The organism is Synoicihabitans lomoniglobus (assembly GCF_029023725.1).
GTDB lineage: Bacteria > Verrucomicrobiota > Verrucomicrobiia > Opitutales > Opitutaceae > Actomonas > Actomonas lomonigloba.
In genome coordinates this window covers 4,270,567-4,291,281 of sequence record NZ_CP119075.1, presented here as the reverse complement: position 1 = coordinate 4,291,281, position 20,715 = coordinate 4,270,567, and the positions used below count along the sequence as shown (strand labels likewise).

Below are 20,715 nucleotides of genomic sequence, written 5' to 3'. Positions count from 1 at the left end.
GCAAAGAACTATTGCCGATTCAGGAGCGGGTAACGCCGCGCTGGGCCGAAGTTGTCGGCGGTGGCTTGGGGACGTCGTTGCCACCGTCAATAAAGGGGGCGAATTGACGCCGGGCGGGTTGCGGCGGAATCGGGCGTGAAGAACGCCCAACGAGATCGTTATGCGATGGCTGCGGTTACCGCGGCGTGCATGGCTTCGACGGGGACGGCAACATTGCTCCAAATTTCCAAGGAACGGGCACCTTGGTGGACGAGCATGGCGAGGCCGTTGGCGGTGGGGATGGCGTGGGTTTTGGCTGCCGTCAGGAGCGGAGTCTCGGCGGGGTTGTAGATCATGTCGAAAACGCCGACCGGGCGGGGCAGGGTGGTGAGATCGACGGGCAGAGGGTCGTCGGGTTTGAGGCCGGCGCTGGTGGCGTTGATGACGAGCGCTTCGGCGGGGATTTCGCCTTGCAGAGGTATACCACCTGCGAGCGGAGCGAGTTGACTTAACAGCGCTTCGCGATTGGCCGTGGTGCGATTGACAATGTGGAGGGAGGCGCAGCCTTGGGCAAGACACTCGACCGCGGCGCCCCGGGCAGCGCCGCCGGCACCGAGCAGGACGATGGGGGTGTCGAAAAGTTGGATACCCAGGGTTTCCTGCACCGCCGTGGCCAGGCCGTAGCCGTCGGTATTGTAGCCGTGCCAGCCGGCCGCGGTGCGTTGGAGCGTGTTGACGGCGCCGATGGGCTGGGCGGTGGGGTCGACTTGGGCGATGGTGTCGAACGCGAGGACTTTGTGCGGCACGGTCAGGTTGAGGCCGTGAAATCCGGCGGCGTGCAGGCGGTCGAGCGCGAGGGACAGGTCGGCGGGGGGCACGTCGAAACGGAAGTAGCGCCAGGTGGTGAAGCGATCGTCGCTGTTCGCCATCTCGGCGAGGGCCGCGTTGTGCATGGGCGGGCTGATCGAGTGTTTGATCGGGTGCCCCAGCACGGCGAGTGCGGTGCCTTTGAAGGACCAAGTATCGAGATCTGCGAGGGTAAGAACGGGCTCCATGAAGAGCGAAGTGCGAATCCGGGGTGGCGGATTGTCAATGTGGCGGTCGGCCTGCTGGTTTTAACCACAGATAGACACGGTTTCACACAGACCTTATCCGGGACTACGTTTGCGGGTTTCATTCCGGCCACCCGATCTCCTGGGACTCGGGCTTCTTCGGACAAAACTTTTCTCAGCGAGTCTGAATTCCGATGCTTACGTCGTGTGTTTGGAGTAGGTGGTTTCGAAGTCGGTGACGAAGCTGTCGAAAAGTTGCGCGCGATCCTGGTGGCCGTGGGACTCGTAGTGGTTGGCGAGGTTGCGGCAACTGCGACAGAGGATTTCACGGATGGGGGTGGGGGCCAGATCACTGAGGCGCGGGGACATGTCGTGCGAGCGCAGGAAGACGAAGATTTCTTCGGGGCTACGGAAAATGCCGCGGTCAAATGCATCGATGAAAAACGGGGCGTCGTCGGTGAAGCAGCCGATCATGAAGTGCCCCGGGAGGCCGATGGGTTCGAGATCGAGTCCCACCCGTTGGGCGACGAGCAGGTAGAGCATGCACATGGAGATGGGAATCCCGCGGCGATTGCGCAGCACTTGGTCGAGGAAGCTGTTATCGGGATCGGTGTAGTGTTCCACGTTTCCGCGATAACCGAGCTCGTGATAAATAACGCGATTGATGACGCGGCATTTGGCGCGGGTGGTGGAAGGCTCGACCATGAGCTCGCGGCAACGGGCGGCGATGCGATCGAGTTCCTCGCAACAGGCACCGGCATCCAGGTGAGGCCGGACGGTGCGGGCGAGCAACAGGGCACCGGTCTCAAGCTCGTAGTTGAGCGATTTGATGAACTCGCGGAATTCGCCAACGGGGTCGGTAAAATTGAGTTCCTCCAAGAAGGAGCGGGCGTGCCACGCGAGGTGGCGGTTGGTGCCGGAAGCGGTGTTTTGCAGAAAGTCCCGGGCGGTCACGCCGAGGGCATTGAAATGTTGGCAAAGGCTGCGTCGCACCGTGGGGCTCGGATCGTCGATGAGATCGAGCAGGGCAGCTTTTTCCGTGGAGCTCAGAGTCGAATGGGCCACGGACCCGTAGACAATCAAACGGCCGATTTGTGGCAAGCGAATGCGGAGGTCCGGATCCGCTAAATCTCTCGTTTTCCGAACAACGCGGTGCCGACCCGGACCTGTGTGCTGCCAGCGGCGATGGCGAGGGCAAGATCGCCGCTCATGCCCATGGAAAGTTCCGTCAGCGGGGTGGAAAACTCGGCCGCCAATTGGTCCCGTAATTCGCGCAAGTTGGCGAAGGTGCGCTTGGCGACGGCGGGGTCATCGGATAAGGGCGCGATGGTCATCAGGCCGTCGACTCGCAGGTGGACGCAGCCGAGGGCGTGCCCCAGCAGGGCGGGCGCATCGGCGAGGTCGACACCGAACTTGGCGGGGTCGTGGCCGGCGTTGATTTGCAGCAAAACGGCGAGGGGGCGCTCGATTTCGGCCGCAGCGCGATCCAAGCGCGTGAGGAGTTTGGTGCTGTCGACGCTTTGCACGCGGTCGAAATGCGTCGCCGCGATTTTGGCCTTGTTGGACTGCAGGTGGCCGATGAGTTCCCAGCGCAATTTCGCAGTGACCTGGGGTTGTTTGTCGATGGCTTCTTGCACGCGATTCTCTCCCACGCCGGCCAGACCGTAGCGGGCGGCATAGGTTGGCGCCCAGGCCTCATGGTTCTTGGTGACCGCGAGCAATTCGACCTCTCCGGGGTCACGCCTGGCTAATCGACAAGCGGTGGCGATTTCGGCGCACACAGCATCAGCGTTGCTGACAAAGTCTTCGTAGGTTGGGGTCATGCAGGAGATTTAATGGTTTGCGCCATGATTAGAAAACTTTATAACTGATCGAAACCCTCAGTAACGAATGCAAATTGAGAATTTCAAGGTCTTCGCGGACTTGGTCGAAACCAAGAGTTTTTCCAAGTCGGCCAAGATTAACGGTATCACCCAATCGGCGGTCAGCCAACAGGCCCGCGCGATGGAAAAACATTTTAAAACGCTGTTGATCGATCGCAGCCAGAAGCAGTTTCAGCTCACGCGGGAGGGGCAGGCGGTTTACGAGACGTCCAAGGAGTTGCTGCACGGCTACGACAAATTGATGTCGGAGTTGCAGGAGATGAAGAAGGTCATCAGCGGGACGATTCGCATCGCGACGATTTACTCGATCGGGCTCCACGAACTGCCGCCCTACATCAAGCGTTTCCTGCACGATTTTCCGTCGGTGAATGTGCGAGTGGAGTATCGGCGCTCTAATCTGGTGTATGAGGACATTCTGCACAATTCGGTCGATTTCGGGCTGGTGGCGTTTCCGCTCAAGCATCGCCAGATTGACGCGGTGCCCTTCCGGGACGATCACCTCGTGTTGATCACGCATCCCGAGCATGCGCTCGCGAAGCGCGGCACGACGGTGAATCTCAGCGAGATGGCGGGGCTGAAGTTCATCGGTTTCGATCCGGACATCCCGACGCGCAAGGCGGTCGACCAGATCTTTCGCGACAACAAGATCGATATGGAGCCGGTGATGGAATTCGACAACATCGAGACGGTGAAACGTGCGGTGGAGATTGACCACGGCGTGGCGATCGTGCCGCAGGCGACGGTGATGCGTGAAGCCCAGCAGGGTTCGCTCAAGATCCTGCATTTCACGGGCAAGGATTTCACGCGGCCGCTCGCGATTCTGCATCGCAAGGGACGCGTGCTCACGCCGGCGATGCGCAAGTTCATCGATACACTGAGCATGGATCTGACCGATCCGAAGACCCTCGGGGTGTCGGCGGATTCGTAACGCCCGCCGGACGGTCGGTGCGACGGATTCACCCCGGAGATTGTTTTTCGGGCATAAGCCCGCAGGTTGAGTCCTCTCAACCGTGCCCATGCCTCTCATCCTCTCCGTAGTCTATTTTTCAACCCTGGTGGGGTTGGCGCTGTATGGAGCGCATCGGCTCAAGATGTTGGTATTGTATGGACGGGCGATGGCGCGACCGCGGCCGCCCGCCCCGCCGTTGGATGCCTCGGCGCAGCTGTGCGTGCAGTTGCCGATCTTCAACGAACCCCTCGTGGTGGAAGCCTTGCTGGAAAAAGTCACCGCGCTGCGTTGGCCGGACGCGAAATGGGAAATCCAAGTGCTGGACGATTCCACCGACGAGACGACCGCCATCATCGATCGGTGGCTGCGCGCGCATCCGGCCGCCGCCGCCCGCGTCACGCATGTGCGCCGCGCCTCACGGGACGGCTACAAGGCGGGGGCGCTCAAGCACGGCATGGCGCTGAGCAACGCCGAGTTCTTTGCCATCTTCGACGCGGACTTCCGGCCGGAGCCCGACTTTTTTGAGCAGCTCATGCCCCATTTTGCGGCCGACGACGTGGCGGTGGTGCAGGCGCGGTGGGAATTTGCCAACCGGCGGCAGAGTTTACTGACCCGGTTTCAGGCCGTGTTTTTGGATGCGCACTTTGTGGTGGAGCAAACGGCGCGCGCGGCGGCGGGATTGTTTTTCAACTTCAACGGCACGGCCGGCATCTGGCGACGCACGGCGCTGGAGGATGCGGGCGGCTGGACCAGTGATACGGTGACCGAAGATCTCGATGCCAGCTACCGCGCCCAGCTGCGGGGCTGGCGACTGGTCTACCTCGATCAATACGCGGTGGCATCCGAGTTGCCGGAAAATCTCATCGCGTTCAAATCGCAGCAACGGCGCTGGACCAAGGGCGGCATCCAGGTGGCCCGTAAATCCTTGCGCAGCGTGTTTGCGGCGAAGTTGCCGGGGCGGGTGAAGCGGGAGGCCTGGTGGCACCTCACGATCGGGGTGGTGCATCCGTTGCTCGTGACGTTCTCGATTCTCTTCGTGCCGTATCTGTGGTTTGCGGCCGACCAACTCGGCACGTGGTGGTATCTGGCCAACCCGGCGATCGTATTGCTGGCGGGCGGTGCGCCGGTGGCGTTTTACGTGGCGGGCCAGTTTTTCCAGCGCCGCGAATGGCGCGAGGGCGTGATGTGGCTGCTGGCCTCGCCGTTGCTGTTGTCGTTCGGACTGGCTCTGAGCGTGACGCTGTGCGCGGCCTTTTTTGAGGGCCTGTTTTCCAATGGCGGCGAGTTTGTGCGCACGCCGAAAGGAGGGCGGGTGGCACGATCGGGCAATTTGTTGACCAGGCTGCGCAGTCGGACGTTTTTTACGGCGGTCACCGTGATCGAAGTGGCGTTGAGTGTCGTGCTCTTGAATGGCGCGGTGTTTTTTGGATCCCACGGGCATTCCGACCTGGCCTTTGCGCTCGGGTTGAAGGGCACGGGTTTTATGGTGGTCGCGTTGTTGTCGGCGAGTGACTTGTGGCCGAGCTTTTGGCGTGCCCGCGTTTGAACCCGGCGCCTTTTCGGTTTTCCTACTCTTTTCCCGTCCACCTTTTTGTCATGCGTCGTCTCGTTCCTCCCTTCGTTTCCATCTCCATTTTGTCTCTGACCGTGGGCTGCGGACAGGCCGACTCGACGGCGTTTGCAGACGTGTCGGACAAATCCGCGGAAGAGCTGGCGGCCACGGAATTACCCCAACTGGGCGAAGCGCCAAGCTGGGCGCTGCGGCGGCTGGATGGCACCGAGCTGAATTCCGCGGAGCTGGCGGGCAAAATCGTGGTGCTGGACTTTTGGGCGACGTGGTGCGGCCCGTGCCGGCAGGAGATTCCGGGTTACGTCGCGATGCAGCGCGAACTCGAAGCGGACGGGGTGGTGATCGTGGGGGTGTCGTTGGACCAAGCTGGGCCCTCGGTGGTGAGCGATTTTGCCGAGCGTTTCGGCATCAACTATCCGCTGGTCATGGGTAATCAGAAGATTGTCGGCGCGTTTGGCGGCGTGGAGGCGATTCCCACGACGTTCCTGATCGATCGCGACGGGCAGGTGCGATACCGCAAGGTGGGAGCCATGGCTCGGTCGGAGTTTGAGCCGCTCGTGCGTTCGTTGCTCTAAATTGCTCACCGGTGGGACAACTTTGTCCCGCGCCGTTGACGTGAAATTTCAGCGCCGGGACGGGACCCTGATGTGCGGCGGAGCCGGGAGGGGGGAAACGAGAAGGGTCCGCCGAAAACCCCTTAACGACGGACCCATTATTTTCTCGTTGGTTCTAAGAACCAACATCCATGTAACCCCAATTACCGGCATAGCCGGATTGGCCTGTTAAAAAGCACTGGCCGTGCCAATTTTGGGGGGCGGAATAATTTTTATTAGAAAAGGTCAATCCGCCGAGAAACGCGCGATCTTCGCGAGTTCGTCCGCGTAACGTCGATCGCTCCGGCAGGCGGGAAGCTTGTGCGGACCTCCCCAGCGCCGCTGTTGCTTGATCCAGTGCTCGAACGCACCGGGCATGACCAGCCGCACGACCGGGGCCTCCAGGTTGGTGGTGGCCCGGGCTTGGCGGTAAGCGGGATGGATCTGGCAAAGGTGTTGATCAATCTCTGCGGCGATCGGTGGTCCGGTGGGGGTCTTGACCGTGCCGGACTGCAATTCGATCCACCACTCGTGACGTCCGGTTTCGCGGCCGAGGTCTGCTTCGATGGTGAGTGGGGCGACGTGGAAATGACGCAACGCCCACTGGTGCGACCGACAGATCTCGCTGATCGCCGCGGTGAGATCGTGATCAAGGATGTTTTCGCCCCATTGATTGAGACGCATACCCAATTGCCCCACCGGTTTGAGCATGGGGGGGCGCACGCAGCTGAAACGAACGATGTCTCCCACGACTTGCCGGAGCAACCCCGCCGGAGTGCTGACGAGCATCACGTAGTCGCGATTGGGTTCGATTTCGCTGAGGGACAGGGCGTGTTCGCCCATTTGGGCCTGTTGCAGGCGGTCAAATGTATCCAGGGGGATGAACTCGAAGTAGATGCCCGCATCATAAATGAGCTGCATACTGCGGGTATTGAGCATGCCCTGCGCCGCGTAGACCCCTTCGGCCGCGGCGTAGACCTGGTGGGTCTGCACATCGACGCCGACAAGGCGCTGCAACTCGGCAAGGTGAACTTCCGGGCTGATGCCAAAGTAGATGACGGAGGCGAGGTCGGGCCAAAGGTCGCGCAGGGTCCGGAATCGCACCTTGCGTTGATTGACGATGGCCAAGGTCTGCCGGGCAAACTCGGTTAGCCACTGCAGGTTGCCCGCCAAGGCGGTGATATCGCGATCATGCGTGCGGCGCACGATGCGTTCGACCATCTGCGGCCAGTCGGTGAGCAGGCTGATCTTGGCGGAGGGTTCGATGAAGTATCGTGCTGCCCAGGGCGGACGCAGGATCATGGCGAGACTGACCATGTCGGCCACGATCGGCCCGTCGGGGGCGTCCAAGGTCGGACGCGAGGCCGGAGGGTGCAGCGTGTTGCCCCCCACCAGCAGAATCTTCCCGCGAATGGCATCCACGCTGTCACCGCGGGCCGTGGCGTGCAGCACCGCCGTGCGGGTGGCCCGCACAAAATGGTCTTCCATGGCAAACGTCACGGGAATGGTGCGTGGCGAGCCCGTGGTGGTGCCCGCCGACTGCACGAAGATATCGCAGCTACCAGGCCACAGCAGATCCGTTTCGCCGAGAATCATGCGATCGACCCACGGGATCAGGTCCTTGTGGAAACTCACCGGCACCTTGCTTTTGAATTTCTGCAGCGGCATGCGCGGAGTGATGCCCTGCCCGCGATACCGACCTGCCTGGGCGAATTCCTTGAGCAGGGTGCGAAGGATTCGCTCCTGATGTCGACCGGCGTAGCGCGTGGTCTGCAGCCTGCGACGGACCCATGCTGAATAGCACTGCGCTCCGAAGGTCAGCCAAGGTTTGGTGAATTCCGCGATCAACTCGAACACCATGCGACAGCCGCCGGGGTAGTGGCCGCAAGCAGATTTGGCCGCCGGGCAGGGATTGTTTCGCGCGTCGATCCGCTGAAAGCGATTGCCGCGGGGCGGCCGGACTGGGAAACGTGAACACCTTGGACGACACGCTGCCGATTATTTTCGAGGACGAGACCCTGCTGGTGGTGGACAAGCCGCCGGGGCTGGCGGTCACCACGGCGCGGAGTGACCGGTCGTCCGCCACACTGGTCGACGCAGTCCAGGCGATGCGCGACGCGACCGTGATCAATGCTCATCGCATAGACGATGAAGTCGGCGGGCTGGTGATTTTTGCGAAGACCAAGCCGGCGCTCGATTTTATCAGCGGCCAGTTCCAAAGCAAAACGGCGGAGCGCGTTTACCGTGGGTTCAGTGTGCTGGCGGCCGCGGGCGAAGAGACCGCCCGCGTGACCGAGCTGCCCGTGGAGCGCGATGCGGCCGGGGGATTGCCCGACACCTTCACGGTGGATTACGCGCTGGCGCCGGATCAGCACGTGGCGGGTCGCATGCATGTTTATCGCAAACGGGGCGGACGGCCGGCGCACACCCGGTTCAACGTCGTCGAACGCTTCGGGCGCTTCGTTTGGCTGGAGGCGCGACCGCTGACCAGCCGGGAAATGCAGGTGCAGGCGCATCTCGCGGCGGTGGGGGCGCCGGTGCTGGGCGACCGGGCGCACGGCCTGCCGGAAGTGCAGTTGAAGTTGTCGGCGTTCAAGCGGGGCTACAAAGGCCGCGACAGTGAAAAACCCATGATCGACCGGGTCGCGCTGCACCTCACCGAACTGACCGTGAAGCACCCCGCAACCCGTGAGCCCGTGACGTTTTCAGCCCCGCTGCCCACGGACTTCGAAGTCGCCTTGCGCAACCTGAGAAAATACGCGCGGCGGCGCTGAGACGTTGCCATGTCCGATCCGTCCCGGCGATGATCGCGGGCATGAGTAACCCGTTGCGAGTGACCGTGTGGAGTGAGTTTAGGCACGAGAAATTAAACCCCAAAGTCGCGGAGATTTATCCCACCGGCATTCATGGTGCGATTGCCGAGTTCCTGGGGCGGGACGAGCACCTCGCCGTGGGCACGGCCACGTTGGACGAGCGGGAGCACGGGCTGACCGACGACGTGTTGGCGGCGACGGATGTGCTGCTGTGGTGGGGACACATGGCGCACGGGGAAGTGAGCGACGAGGTGGTGGCAAAAGTGCAACGCCGGGTGCTCGAAGGCATGGGGTTGATCGTGCTGCATTCCGCGCATTATTCCAAAATCTTCCAGCGATTGATGGGCACGACATGCTCACTCAAATGGCGGGAGGCGACCGACAAGGAGCGGCTCTGGAATATCGCACCATCGCACCCGATCACGGCGGGCCTGGGCGAATACTTTGAGCTGCCGCGGGAGGAGATGTATGGTGAGCCGTTTGGCATTCCCGAGCCCGACCAGTTGCTGTTCATCAGTTGGTTCACCGGTGGTGAAGTCTTCCGTTCCGGTGCGACCTGGCAGCGGGGGCACGGCCGGGTGTTTTACTTCCGGCCCGGTCACGAAACCTACCCGACCTACCACGACGCGAACATCCAGCGCATCCTCACCAACGCCGTGCACTGGGCCCGTCCGACGGTGCGCATGGCGGATGAGTGTCCAAACACCCCGCCGCTGGAGCCGTTACCCGAAGCATAAAAAAACCCCGCCGGGTTGGGGCGGGGTCGAGAGAAGGGAGACGCTGGCGAGCGCTTACTGCGTGTGGGCGCCCTTGGCGAGTTTGCCGCGCATGGCGAAGAGGATGCTGAACGCGACCACCAGGGCGATGGGGAACATCGTCATGTGCGAGAGCGTGGCCTGTCCCGCCGCGAGTTCGATGGCGGAAGGATCGGTCAATCCATCGGCGATGGCCTCGGCCCGGTTCTCATCGATCCATCCGCCAATGACGGGATTCCACAAGCCGGTGGCGAACATGCCGGCGCCGCCCATGAGGGACATGCCGAGCGCGCCGGTCTTGCCGATGTATTCACCGGTGAAGCCAATCATGGTGGGCCAGAAATAGCACACGCCGATCGCGAACACGATGGTGGCGAGGTAGACCATGCCGCCTTGGGCGATCGAGAGCAGATAGATGCCGAGCACCGCGAGGATGGAGGAAAGCAGCAGCACGCCAACGGGATGGAGCTTGTGCACCATCGGACCGGCAAACTGACGGCCGACGGCCATCAGGCCCGTGCCCAGGGCGAGGATGATCATGGGTGAAGCACCACTCTCCGAGAGAATGCGACCGACCCATTGCTGCGTGCCGAGTTCGGTCGTGGCGGTGAGCGTCATACAGACGATCATGAAAATGTAGAGCGGAGTGAAGAGGCTCTTGATGTTGGTCGCGGTCGAGGACTCGATGTTTTGGATCTCGGGGAAATCCTCCTTAAAGACGAGGTAGCCGTAGAGCAGTGTGGGCACCAGCATGATGGCGATCTGCGACTGCCAGCCGATGCCGCCGCCCGCCATGAATTGGGAGGCGAGGGCGCCGATCACGATGCCACCGGGGAACCACACGTGGAAACGATTGAGCATCGTCGTCTGGTTTTTCGGATACATGTCGGCGATGAGCGGATTACAGGCCGCTTCCACCGCACCGTTGGCGAAACCGATGCAGAACGTGGAGATCAGCAGGGACCAGAATCCGCCGGCAAAAATGGTCAGGAGCAAGCCGACCAAGTGACCGACGAAGGCGACATACATCATCTTCTTCGGGCCGACCTGATTGTAGAGCAGACCGCCGATCATCATCGCGACCGGAAAGCCGAGGAAGGCCATCGAATTGACCCAGCCGAGCTGGGTGTCGTTGAGGGAGAACTGGACGCTGAGGTCGGTGAGAACGCCGGCGCGGATCGCGAACGTCATGGCGGTGACGATCAGCGACAGGCAGCAGGCGGTGAACAGTTTGGATGGGTTGACGGTGCTCATGGGCAAATTCGTGTCAGGGGGCGTGTCGCGGGATCGGAACGAGAAGGGGGATCAGCACGCGACCGGGGCAGGGGTTAACGTTGGGGGTAGGAGAGGGTTGAAGCCCTTGTTGCTGAGGAAAGGAGGGGCCTCGATCAACATCAATGCTGCGCGGGCGTAAACTTGGTCAGCCGAAAGCGGGGCATCGTTAAGCAATACCCTCGCGCTGCTGCAATCCGTTCGCGACTAGTCGAGACGATCGCGCGGGGTGGGCGTATCGAAATCGAGTTCCGGGCCGACGGGAATGATTCCGGTCGGGTTGATCTCCAAATGCGTGCCGTAGTAGTGCGTTTTGATGTGGTCGATACGCACGGTGTCGGCGACGCCGGGGTGTTGGTAGATGTCGCGCAAATACGGTCCGAGATTCGGGTAGTCCGCGATCTGTTGGACGTTGCATTTGAAGTGGCCGTGGTAAACCGCGTCGAACCGCACCAGGGTCACGAACAAACGGATGTCGGCCTCGGTCAGACGGGGCCCCACCAGGTAGCGCCGACGCGAGAGGCGGTCGTCGAGCGCGTCAAGGGTGGCGAAGAGGGGCGCGACGGCGTCTTCGTAGGCGTCCTGAGTGGTGGCGAACCCGGCGCGATACACGCCGTTGTTCACTTTCTCGTAAATGATGGCGTTGATGCGATCGATCTCGTCGCGATGGTCGGCGGGAAACAGGTCGACTACCGCGCGCGCCGCGAAGGCGTTGAACTCGGCGTTGAGCATCCGCAGCAGGTCGTCGTCGGAGTTGGAGACGATGCGTTGGGTGTGCTTGTCCCACAGCACGGGCACGGTGTGGCGGCCGCGGTAGTCCGGATCGGTCGCGAGGTAGGCTTCTTTCAAATAGGCGAAGCCGTTGATCGGGTCCGCGGAAAACCCGTCGCCCTCGCGAAACGCCCAACCGTGGTCATCGCGCCACGGATCGACTGCGGTCAGGCCGATCACGTGCTGCAGACCCTTCAGTTCGCGGGCGATGATGATGCGGTGCGCCCACGGGCAGGCGTAGCAGACGTAGAGGTGGTAGCGATCGGACTCGGCCGGGTAGTCGCTGCTGCCGTCGGCGCGCACCCAGTCGCGAAACGCGTCGCCCTGACGGTCGAAGTTGCCGTCGTCGTTTTGTTCGTCGGGAAACTGAGCGGAAGAAGCCATGAGCGGGGTTTACCCGATATCGGCCAAGGCGCGGCGAGCTCGGGATTTGGCCACGTCATCATGTTTTTCACGCGAGGGCAAACCCAGGCCGTATTCGAGCGCGCGGCGGGCGTCGTCATTTCGCCCGGCGGCTTGATAGGCCAGGCCGAGTTCAAGGTGATGGTTGAGGTTGTCGGGCTCCAGTTCGACCGCGCGCTCCAATTGGGAGACGGCCGCGGTGACCGATGCTTCTGGCAAACCACCGTAGACGAGCCCCACATACCATTGCGCGACGGTGCCGAGGGTGGCGACTTCCCGGTGCCAGCGTCCGAGGACGTGGTGGGCCCACGCATAGTCGGGATCGAGTGCGATGGCGCGCTCGGCGTCGGTTTTGATCAGACGCGAGTATTCGATTTTGGTGCGGGTGTTGCTGAACAGAGCCAGCTTACCCCGCGAAACCGCCCGCGACAGGACGTTGACCGGATCGTCGGGGTCCAAATCGATCGCCCGCTGCGAGTAGGCGAGCGCTTGTTCGGCATAGCGGCGCTGTTCGGATTTGCTCTCCAAGTCGACAATCGAGTCGGAGTATTGGCGGGCGATTTTTTGCAAGAGCAACGGATCATCCGGCCGGGCCTTTTCGGCCTGCAGAAACAACGCGAGCGCGGTCTCGCTCTGGAGCGCCTGCTCCGCCGCGATGGCTTGCGCGATGAGCGTGTCGGCGTCGGCATCGGCCGGGAGGGGCTGAGCGGTCACCACGAAGGCGAGAAGAACGGTAAAAGCGCGTAGCAGCATTTTAGGCGGGTTTGACGAAGCGGTAGTGACTGACGAGCCATTCCTCGCCGTTGCGATAGCCCCAGAGTTCGGCGCAGCTCAGGTAGAACACGCGCCAGTAGACCCACCACTTGGTGGCTTGGTCGGCTCCATAGGTATCGACGAGCAAGGGCATGATGGTCGCGCGATTGGCGTCCATGTTTTGCAGCCAGTGTTCAGCGGTTTGTTGGTAGTGGCGTCCGTTGACCTTCCAATCGGCCTCCAACTTCAGGTCGTCCTGGAAGTGGCTCAGCAGGTTGTGGGCGGGCATCTGGCCGCCGGTGAAAAAGTAGCGCGCCATCCAATCGGTCTGGTCACGGGCGACGAAGTGATACGACACCCGATGATGGGTGAAAATGTGCACGAACAACTTGCCCCCGGGGCGCAGCCAACGTGCCACGTTGGAGAGCAGGCGTTGGTAGTTTTTCATGTGTTCGAACATTTCGATCGAGATGACGCGATCGAAGGATGCGGCGGCGATGTCGAACGCGTTCATATCGGCCGTGATGACGGTGACGTTGGACAGACCCCGGCTCGTTGCGGCGGCATCGATGTGGGCTTTTTGTGTTCGGGAATTGGATACGGCCGTGATGCGAGAGCGCGGAAAGCGGGCGGCGAGAAATAGGGTGATCGAGCCCCAGCCGCAGCCGAGTTCGAGGATGTCCTGCCCGTCGACGAACTCGCCGCGCTCCAGGTAGAGGTCCAGCATGTGCTCCTCGGCCTGGTCGAGGGTTTCGGAGCCGGTGGGATAGTAGCAACCGGAGTATTTGAGCCGCTCGCCCAGGCAGAGCTTATAAAAGCGGGTCGGCACTTCATAGTGTTGCTCGTTGGCGGCGGCGGTTTGCTCGGCAATGCCGCGGGTTTTCAAGTCGGCCACATAGGCGGCGGCGTCGTAGTCGGCCTCTTCGGCAAGGCGTTGACCCAGCAGTCGGCGGATACCGAAGCGCAGGGCAAAGTCGGGCAGCAGGTTGCGTTCAAGGAGCGCGTCAATCATGGCATCAAGGAGTCGGACGGCGGGGCGGGCCGGGGAAAAAGGCGTTGGTGGTGCGCTGGTAGGCGCGAAAGGCGTCGCCCTTGGATTTGAGCGAGGAGGCTTCGGCCATCGGCACGCCGGTGACATTGAGGAGCAAATGCAGGATCGCCGCGGGGGCGATGACGCTCAACCAGCCCCAGGCGGACCCGCAGGCGAAAAGGCAGAATCCCACCCAGATGCACCATTCGAAAAAGTAGTTGGGATGCCGGCTGTAGCGCCACAGCCCGACGTCGCACACTTGACCCTCATTGTTCGGGTTGCGACGAAACGCGGCGAGCTGACCGTCGGCCACGGTTTCGCCGACGAGGGCGAGGAAACAGACGGCGGTGCCGATGATTTCCCACAGGTTGAAACCGGGAAACGCGTTGCGGGTGGGAAACAGAAACGGCGCGCTGAGGATCACGATGGACACGGCTTGCAACTGGAAGAAGCCGAACATCATCGGCCCGAAGTTTGCCTGCCAGTCCTCGCGCAACTGCCCGTAGCGGCTGTCCTCCTGCGGGTGGTGTCCCATCACGCGGCGATAAAGATGACTGCCGAGCCGGATGCTCCAGATACTCGCCAAAGCGGCGATGACGAGCGCGCGGGACGACCAACCTGAACCGCTCAAAGCGTAGAACCAGGCGACCCCGGTAAAGCAGTAGGCCCACACAAAATCGACGATCCCGTAATTGTCGATGCGGCGGGCGACGAGATACGCCAGCGCGAACACCGTCATCAAGGCGACCGTAGCTGTTAGCACGGTCGGGATCATGGCTGTAGCTCTCCGGTGGTGCGGCGGGCGAGACGGCGAATCACCGGACGCAGCGGATAATATACCATCGCGAAAAGCAGGGGGGCGGTCAGCAACCAAGCGGTAAAGGCGTGGGCGCCGGCCCAGCCGAATTTGTGGATGAACTCGCCCAGCGAGAGGTCGGCGAAGTTCTGCACCATCTCCACGACGGAAAAGGGTTCCGCCTGAGCGCCCCAGATCAACTCGCCGCCGCGCACGTAGATGAGGATCAAAGGCAGGTGAATCGGCGTCAGCAGCTGATTGAACGTCTGCATGATCGGCTGATTCAGCCGCAGCGGCACGCCGACGACCAAGTTGAGCAACCACGTAAAACCGAGAAACGGAAACAGTGAGCACACGGTGCCGATGCCCAGGGTGAAACTGATGCGGTCGGGCGTGACCCCCTGCGTGAGCTGCTTGACAATGGGGGCGACCACACGTCGCTGCCAGAAGCTCGGGCGCGGGGCGGCATTGGAATCGGCGGTGGTGACGGCAGGTGAGCTCATGAGAACAGAGGACCAGCGCCGAGCGCGTAGGCAAGTGCGCCGGTGATGACAAACGCGAGTGGCAGGCGCAAACGGCCGTCGCGCGGCGTGGCGATGACCTCGCGGAGTTGCGCGATGTCTTTGATGCGGAACAACTCGATGAGCAGGTAGATCGCCATGGCGAAGTTGCCCCACAATATCACGGTAATGAACCAAAGGATACGCGCGCCGATCGTGGGTTCCTTCCACGCGACCCACACATAAAACGTGATGAACGCGAAATAGGCATCAAACAGCGTGGCGATAAACCAGGGGTTCGTTCGCACCTCGGCCGGGATGCCGAAGATCGGTTGCTGCCAGCTCGCCCAGCCAATCAGGGCGGACATGGTGACCAGAATACCGATAAAAAGCAGACGTAGGAGCCAGATCATGGGAAGCAGGATTTGGACGTTACCGTGTCAGGTTGTTGGCCCGGGTGTGCAGGGTGTGCACCACGGAAATGTTGCGCATGCCGAACGCTGCCTCGCAGTAGTGTAGGTAGTAGGTCCACTTGCGGATGAAGCGCTCGTCGAAGCCCAACGCTTTCACCTCATCGAGTCGGGCGGTAAAGGCGGCGCGCCAGTGGCGCAGCGTGCGGGTATAGTCCGAGCCGAAGTCCTCGACGGAGTTCAGCACGAAGCCGCCGGCGCGCGCCAGCTGGTCGTTCACGCGGTTGAGCGAAAGCAGGAGCGAGCCCGGGAAAATGTGTTTTTGGATGTAGTCGACACCCTGGCGGAAGGAGTTGTAGCGGTCGTCCGGGCAGGTGATGAACTGCAGCGCAAGCAAGCCGTCGCGTTTGAGCAGGCGACTCAATGACTCGCAAAATGCGGGCAGGTATTGGTGGCCGATTGCTTCCATCATTTCGATGGATACGATCTTGTCGAACGTGCCGGTCACATCGCGGTAGTCGCAGATGACGACATCGATCTTGTCGGCCAAACCGGCGGCGGCGATGCGGGTGGTCGCGAGATCGTATTGTTGCTGGGAAATGGTCAGCGTCGTGACGTGGCAGCCGTAGGTCCGCGCCGCGTGCATGGACCACCCGCCCCAACCGCTGCCGATCTCGAGCACGCGGTCCGTCGGTTTGAGCTGCAGGCGTTGGCAAAGGATGTCGTTCTTGGCGGTCTGTGCCTCCGCCAGGGTGAGGTCCGGCGTGGGCCAGCGCGCGCCCGAATACATCATCGAAGGATCGAGGAAGAGCGCGAAGAATTCGTTGGAGAGATCGTAGTGTTCCTCGATGTTGCGGCGGGCGGTGGCACGACTGTTCGGCCGCAACAGGTGGGAGATACGATTCGCGCCGCGGAGGAGATTCACGGCGGAATCGCGCCACGAGCGCTTCGAGCCGGAGAGGGTGGGCGCACTTTCCACGTTGTGAATGAACCAGGCGATCACGGCCGTAAGGTCGGGGGTTTCCCAGTCACCATCGACGAAGCTCTCACCAAAGCCCACGTCCCCGGCCAGCACGCACTTGCGAAAAAACGCCTCCCGCCGGACGTGGATCACGGCCTGCGACGATATGCCGTGCGGCAGCGTCGTCGTGTCTTGGGGGTTGCCGATCGAAATGCCGCCACCCTCGGGAAATTCCAACCGCAGGTGTCCGAGGGTCATTTTTGACAAGGTATCGAGCACCAGCCTCCGGGACAGCGACGGTTTCCGCGTGATGGGACGAACGATGGCGGGATCGTGGGAGGCTTTGCTGGAGGAATTCATGGCGAGTAAGAAGAAAAGGGGGGGCTTACCCTTCTTAACGTCGGCACGAATCGTTTGGATCTAAGAAATAATTACTGGTTTCGAACTTAGATCCAGAATCCGGGATTCGTCGTCTGGAGAGGTTGAATGAATGTAACGACGAGCACATATCCCGGACTTTTCCGTGATTTGACAGGGAGCCGCTCCTTGCGTTCGTTCAACCCGCTTGCTCTGCTTTTGCTGATCGCGCCCCACGAGATGTCCACCGCCCAATCCCCAGACTCCCCGACGCTCGTGCAGCGTATCGTGCAGGGCGAGTCGGCCGCGCTGGAGGAAGTCTACGACAAATTTGGCACGACGGTGCACGCGGTCGCACTGCGCGTGCTGCACGAGCCGGGTGAGGCGGAGGAGGTGGTGCAGGATACCTTCAAGTCGCTCTGGTCCCACGCCGCCTCGCTTGCCGAACGTGAGTTCAACCTCGCGGCCTGGCTGATCACGGCGGCCCGGCGACGCGCCATCGATGTGCTGCGCCGGCGTCGACGCCGTATTCCCAACGCGACCGACCTCGGTGAAGCAGATGCCGCCCGGGTGGAAAACTTTACCGGTAGTTTCCCGACCGCCGGCGAAGCGATGGAGCAACGCGAGTCCGCCGCCCGTGTGCGTGAAGCCATGTCCATCCTCCCCGCCGAACAAGCCGAAGTCGTGCGGTTGTCCTTTTTCTCCGGACTGACTCATCTGGAAATTGCGGAAAAATTGAACCAACCGCTCGGCACCGTGAAATCGCGGCTGCGTTACGCACTGACCAAACTGCAGAGCAAAATGGGGGGCCTCGCGCATGACTGATCGTGATCAAGAATTGATCGCCGATTACGTGCTCGGCGAGCTCTTGCCCGGCGACAACGCCGCCTTCGAGGCGCGGATGCAGCAAGACGCCAAACTGGCCCGGGCGGTCAGCGAGATGGAGGAGATCATCGCTCTGGGCGTGCTGTCCGACACGCCCGCGGTTTCGCCTTCACGCAAGTTGCGATCCCGCGTGCTGGCGTCGATTGAACCTCGTCCGACGGCGACCGAGGCGACGTCCCGCGCTGAGCAGCCTGATGAAGCGCCCGACGAATCGGCTCCGATTCCTTTCCCGGCCGTCGCCGCGTGGGGCTGGGGCGTCGCCGCCGCGTTGGCTGTCGGTGCGACCGTGCTCACGTTCAATCTCAAGGAGCGGGGTGACACGATTGTGAATCTGGAAACCGAGTTGGCCTCGGCCCGCGACTCGCTCGAATCCGTGAGCGAGGACCTCGCCCGCAGCTTCCTCGATCGCGACGCGTTGTCATCCCGCGTGGCCGAGCTCGAATCCCGCCAACGCCTCGACACCCTGCGGATCGCCGCCATGACGTCGCAGCTTGAGGAGGCGGCCTCGTATGGCTTCGCCGTGTTCGACCCCGAGACCGACGATGGCGTGATCGAGGTGATCAACATGCCGACCATCGATGGCGATACGCAGGACTTTCAGCTTTGGGTGGTCGATCCCCAATATCCGAACCCGGTCGACGGCGGCATCATTCAAGTTGATGAAAGTGGACGCACCCGCGTGCGCTTCCACGCCAAACAACCGGTCAGCGAAGTCGCGGCGTTTGCCATTAGTCTTGAGCGCAAAGGCGGCGTGCCCGTGGCGGAGGGACCAATGGTCCTCGTCGGCGCACTTTAGCGGTCGCCTTATTTCTCCCGCTTGAGCGAAGCGTGCGGCCGGTAGAGGTCGCGTTGGTCGGCCCCACGGCCGGCCTTGGCAAACCATGGCACTTTCTTGAGCCACAACCGCATCGCGTGCCAGTGAATGAGAAAAATCACCCGCAGCGTGAGCAGGGGGTATTTGACTAAAAAGAGTGCCAACGCTCCATCGGTGAAGGCGCGGGCCGGGCCCGCCAGCGTGGTGGTGAGGGTGCGGTCGGCTCCAGTGTAATCGTCGATCTGCACGGCCAGTCGATCCGTGGGCACGCGCAGTTTGAAATCGAAGGCGACATCGACGTCGGAAAACGGGGAGACGTAAAAGAATTTGGGCGTGCGGTGGCGAAATCCCGCCGAGGTAAGCATGTCACCGGAAAGCAAATACGGCTTCATCTCGTGAAACGTATTGGTCACTTCGCAGATCGCGGCGACGGGTTCATCGGCGGCATTGCGGATGTAGTAGAACGACACTGGATTGAACCGATACCCCAGCATCCGCGGCAAGGTCACCAGCTCGACCCGGGCCCCGACCCCCGGGTCGACCTGATGGGCCTCCAAGTAAGCCAACACGCGCTCCTTCAGCGTCGGCGCGTCGGCGAGAGTGTAACCATAATGGTTACACTCTCCCGTAGGCGCGGCGTTGTGGGCCGGTTCGGTGAGGGGGAGGAAGTCGCGCTCGCGCAGGCTGAAAAGGTTGCCGCGATTGACGGAAAACAGACGCAGGCCGCGATCGAGTTGCGGGAGTTCGTCGAGATCGACCGACAGCATGAACAGGCGGTAGACGAACCGGTGCACCCGCGGCAAAAAACGCGCGTGCATGACATGGCATTCGAAGATCCGGGAGCGCATGTCGTGAATAGGTCGTGGCTGGGAGCTCAGGCTTCCCACGGATCGCGCCCGAGGAGGAGCTCGCAGAGTTGGACGGCACTCATGAAGCCGTCTTCGTGAAAACCGTAGCGAAAGTAGCTGCCGGCGAAGTAGGTGTTGGTGGTGCCGGAGGCGTCGGCATTGAGCCCGGGCAGTTCTTCCTGGGCCTGTAGCGCGGCGAGGTCGAACAACGGGTGGGAGTAGGCGATGGTGCGGCGCAGTTTGTTGGGCGCGATATCGCCGGCGCGGTTGATCGACACGAAGAACTGTTCGCGGTCGCTCACTCCTTGGAGCGAGTTCATCCAGTAGTGGGTGGCGGGTTCGATCCGACCGTCGGCCCCGCGCACGAGCTGGTAGTTCCAACTCGACCAGGCGCGTTTGGTCCGCGGCATCACCGCGGATTCCGTGTGAAGTGTCGCGGTGTTGGGTTGATAGCGAAAGGCGCTGAGCAGACGCGTTTCATCCCGCGTGGGATTCACGATGAGACGCAGCGCGTCGTCGGCGTGAGTGGCGAGCACGACCTGGTCGAAGGAGCGGGCCTCGCCGCTGGCGGTCATCACGATGATGTTGCGACCGGTGCGCACGATACGGGTGGCGGCGTTGTTCAGCACGATGCGATCACGCCACGGCGCGGTGAGTCGGGTGACGTATTCGCGACTGCCGCCGTCCACCGTCCACCACTGATGCTGGGTATGCAGACCGAGGAAGCCGTGGTTGTGAAAGAACCGCAGCAAACTGGCGGCGGGGAACTCCAGCATGAGTTCCGGCGGTGTGCTCCACACGGCGGAGCTCATGGGCACGAGGTAGAGATTAAAAAAGTCCTCGCCGTAGCCCTGTGCGCGCACGAATTCGGCGAGGGATTTTTCGCGCAATGTTGGGTCGTCGAGCGCCTTCACGGCATCGCGGTTGAAGCGATTCACCGCCATGAGCATTTTGAGAAAACGCAGATTGAAGAGGTTCTTGCGCTGCGCAAAGAGGTGGTTGAGCGACGTGCCGCTCCACTCGAGGCCGCTCTCGTCATCGCGCACGGCAAACGACATGGACGTCTTTTTAACCGGGACTTTGAGTTCATCGAACAACCGGCAGAGATGCGGATAGGTCTCGCGATTGTAGACCATGAAGCCGGTGTCGATGGGCACGTCGCGGCCGGTGCCGGTTTCGGGCGTGACCACGGTGTTGGCGTGGCCACCGGCGTAGTCGGCGCTCTCGAACACCGTGACGTCGTGGTGACGGTGGAGAAAGTGGGCGCAGCCCAGTCCGGAAATCCCCGAACCTATGATTGCAATGCGGGCCATGGCGGCAGG

General features: G+C 61.9%; 21 protein-coding genes. 7 read left to right on the top strand and 14 right to left on the bottom strand.

Going from position 1 to position 20,715, the window contains the following annotated elements; all coding sequences use genetic code 11:
* Positions 1 to 158 precede the first annotated feature (158 nt).
* From aroE to PXH66_RS16610, 3 genes are all read right to left on the bottom strand, one after another.
* Entirely contained in the window at positions 159 to 1,034 is an 876-nt protein-coding gene (gene aroE, locus PXH66_RS16620) for a shikimate dehydrogenase (RefSeq protein ID WP_330930671.1), read from the bottom strand.
* Positions 1,035 to 1,229: 195 nt separating this feature from the next.
* A complete protein-coding gene (locus PXH66_RS16615) occupies positions 1,230 to 2,096 on the bottom strand; it encodes a transglutaminase-like domain-containing protein (RefSeq protein ID WP_330930670.1) in 867 nt (288 codons plus the stop codon).
* Between the two features lie 59 nt (positions 2,097 to 2,155).
* A complete protein-coding gene (locus tag PXH66_RS16610; protein ID WP_330930669.1) occupies positions 2,156 to 2,854 on the bottom strand; it encodes a YggS family pyridoxal phosphate-dependent enzyme in 699 nt (232 codons plus the stop codon).
* Between the two features lie 67 nt (positions 2,855 to 2,921).
* Between PXH66_RS16610 and PXH66_RS16605 the strand changes: the two genes are divergently transcribed.
* From PXH66_RS16605 to PXH66_RS16595, 3 genes are all read left to right on the top strand, one after another.
* Positions 2,922 to 3,842, top strand: a complete 921-nt coding sequence (locus PXH66_RS16605) for a LysR family transcriptional regulator (protein ID WP_330930668.1) — start codon at positions 2,922 to 2,924, stop codon at positions 3,840 to 3,842.
* An 88-nt stretch (positions 3,843 to 3,930) separates the two neighbouring features.
* Complete coding sequence (locus tag PXH66_RS16600) at positions 3,931 to 5,409, top strand: glycosyltransferase family 2 protein (protein ID WP_330930667.1); 1,479 nt, start codon at positions 3,931 to 3,933, stop codon at positions 5,407 to 5,409.
* A 50-nt stretch (positions 5,410 to 5,459) separates the two neighbouring features.
* Positions 5,460 to 6,008 (top strand): TlpA family protein disulfide reductase, encoded by a 549-nt coding sequence (locus PXH66_RS16595; protein ID WP_330930666.1) that lies wholly within the window; start codon positions 5,460 to 5,462, stop codon positions 6,006 to 6,008.
* Positions 6,009 to 6,272: 264 nt separating this feature from the next.
* Here PXH66_RS16595 and PXH66_RS16590 read toward each other — a convergent pair whose 3' ends face one another.
* The gene (locus tag PXH66_RS16590) at positions 6,273 to 7,886 is read right to left on the bottom strand and encodes a GH3 family acyl-acid amido synthetase (RefSeq protein ID WP_330930665.1); all 1,614 of its coding nucleotides are present in this window, start codon (positions 7,884 to 7,886) and stop codon (positions 6,273 to 6,275) included.
* Positions 7,887 to 7,996: 110 nt separating this feature from the next.
* Between PXH66_RS16590 and PXH66_RS16585 the strand changes: the two genes are divergently transcribed.
* Positions 7,997 to 8,800, top strand: coding sequence for an RluA family pseudouridine synthase (locus PXH66_RS16585; protein WP_330930664.1), 804 nt, complete (start codon positions 7,997 to 7,999; stop codon positions 8,798 to 8,800).
* Positions 8,801 to 8,841: 41 nt separating this feature from the next.
* Positions 8,842 to 9,576, top strand: a complete 735-nt coding sequence (locus tag PXH66_RS16580; RefSeq protein ID WP_330930663.1) for a ThuA domain-containing protein — start codon at positions 8,842 to 8,844, stop codon at positions 9,574 to 9,576.
* A gap of 54 nt (positions 9,577 to 9,630) precedes the next feature.
* Here PXH66_RS16580 and PXH66_RS16575 read toward each other — a convergent pair whose 3' ends face one another.
* The 8 genes from PXH66_RS16575 to PXH66_RS16540 all read right to left on the bottom strand — a co-directional run bounded on the left by PXH66_RS16575 (position 9,631) and on the right by PXH66_RS16540 (position 16,849).
* Positions 9,631 to 10,848 carry an MFS transporter gene (locus tag PXH66_RS16575; RefSeq protein WP_330930662.1) on the bottom strand — a complete coding sequence of 406 codons (1,218 nt, stop codon included), beginning with the start codon at positions 10,846 to 10,848 and terminating at the stop codon, positions 9,631 to 9,633.
* A 225-nt stretch (positions 10,849 to 11,073) separates the two neighbouring features.
* Positions 11,074 to 12,021, bottom strand: a complete 948-nt coding sequence (locus PXH66_RS16570; RefSeq protein WP_330930661.1) for a glutathione S-transferase family protein — start codon at positions 12,019 to 12,021, stop codon at positions 11,074 to 11,076.
* 9 nt (positions 12,022 to 12,030) lie between these two features.
* Positions 12,031 to 12,792, bottom strand: coding sequence for a tetratricopeptide repeat protein (locus tag PXH66_RS16565; RefSeq protein ID WP_330930660.1), 762 nt, complete (start codon positions 12,790 to 12,792; stop codon positions 12,031 to 12,033).
* 1 nt (position 12,793) lies between these two features.
* A complete protein-coding gene (locus PXH66_RS16560) occupies positions 12,794 to 13,804 on the bottom strand; it encodes an SAM-dependent methyltransferase (protein ID WP_330930658.1) in 1,011 nt (336 codons plus the stop codon).
* Positions 13,805 to 13,808: 4 nt separating this feature from the next.
* Complete coding sequence (locus tag PXH66_RS16555) at positions 13,809 to 14,585, bottom strand: DUF1295 domain-containing protein (RefSeq protein ID WP_330932080.1); 777 nt, start codon at positions 14,583 to 14,585, stop codon at positions 13,809 to 13,811.
* An 8-nt stretch (positions 14,586 to 14,593) separates the two neighbouring features.
* Complete coding sequence (locus PXH66_RS16550) at positions 14,594 to 15,121, bottom strand: DUF2062 domain-containing protein (protein WP_330930656.1); 528 nt, start codon at positions 15,119 to 15,121, stop codon at positions 14,594 to 14,596.
* Positions 15,118 to 15,531 carry a DUF1475 family protein gene (locus PXH66_RS16545; protein ID WP_330930655.1) on the bottom strand — a complete coding sequence of 138 codons (414 nt, stop codon included), beginning with the start codon at positions 15,529 to 15,531 and terminating at the stop codon, positions 15,118 to 15,120. Before PXH66_RS16545 ends, PXH66_RS16550 begins: the two co-directional genes overlap by 4 nt.
* Positions 15,532 to 15,550: 19 nt before the next feature.
* The gene (locus tag PXH66_RS16540) at positions 15,551 to 16,849 is read right to left on the bottom strand and encodes an SAM-dependent methyltransferase (RefSeq protein WP_330930654.1); all 1,299 of its coding nucleotides are present in this window, start codon (positions 16,847 to 16,849) and stop codon (positions 15,551 to 15,553) included.
* Positions 16,850 to 17,035: 186 nt separating this feature from the next.
* On the opposite strand from PXH66_RS16540, the gene PXH66_RS16535 reads away from it, so the two are divergent.
* Both PXH66_RS16535 and PXH66_RS16530 read left to right on the top strand, forming a co-directional pair.
* Positions 17,036 to 17,671 carry an RNA polymerase sigma factor gene (locus PXH66_RS16535; protein WP_330932079.1) on the top strand — a complete coding sequence of 212 codons (636 nt, stop codon included), beginning with the start codon at positions 17,036 to 17,038 and terminating at the stop codon, positions 17,669 to 17,671.
* Positions 17,664 to 18,527, top strand: coding sequence for an anti-sigma factor domain-containing protein (locus PXH66_RS16530; protein WP_330930652.1), 864 nt, complete (start codon positions 17,664 to 17,666; stop codon positions 18,525 to 18,527). Before PXH66_RS16535 ends, PXH66_RS16530 begins: the two co-directional genes overlap by 8 nt.
* Before the next feature lie 8 nt (positions 18,528 to 18,535).
* Here the strand turns inward: PXH66_RS16530 and PXH66_RS16525 are convergent, their stop codons facing one another.
* Both PXH66_RS16525 and PXH66_RS16520 read right to left on the bottom strand, forming a co-directional pair.
* Positions 18,536 to 19,393, bottom strand: a complete 858-nt coding sequence (locus PXH66_RS16525) for a DUF1365 domain-containing protein (RefSeq protein ID WP_330930651.1) — start codon at positions 19,391 to 19,393, stop codon at positions 18,536 to 18,538.
* A 26-nt stretch (positions 19,394 to 19,419) separates the two neighbouring features.
* On the bottom strand, positions 19,420 to 20,706 hold the full coding sequence (locus tag PXH66_RS16520; protein ID WP_330930650.1) for an NAD(P)/FAD-dependent oxidoreductase: 1,287 nt from the start codon (positions 20,704 to 20,706) through the stop codon (positions 19,420 to 19,422).
* Positions 20,707 to 20,715 lie beyond the last annotated feature (9 nt).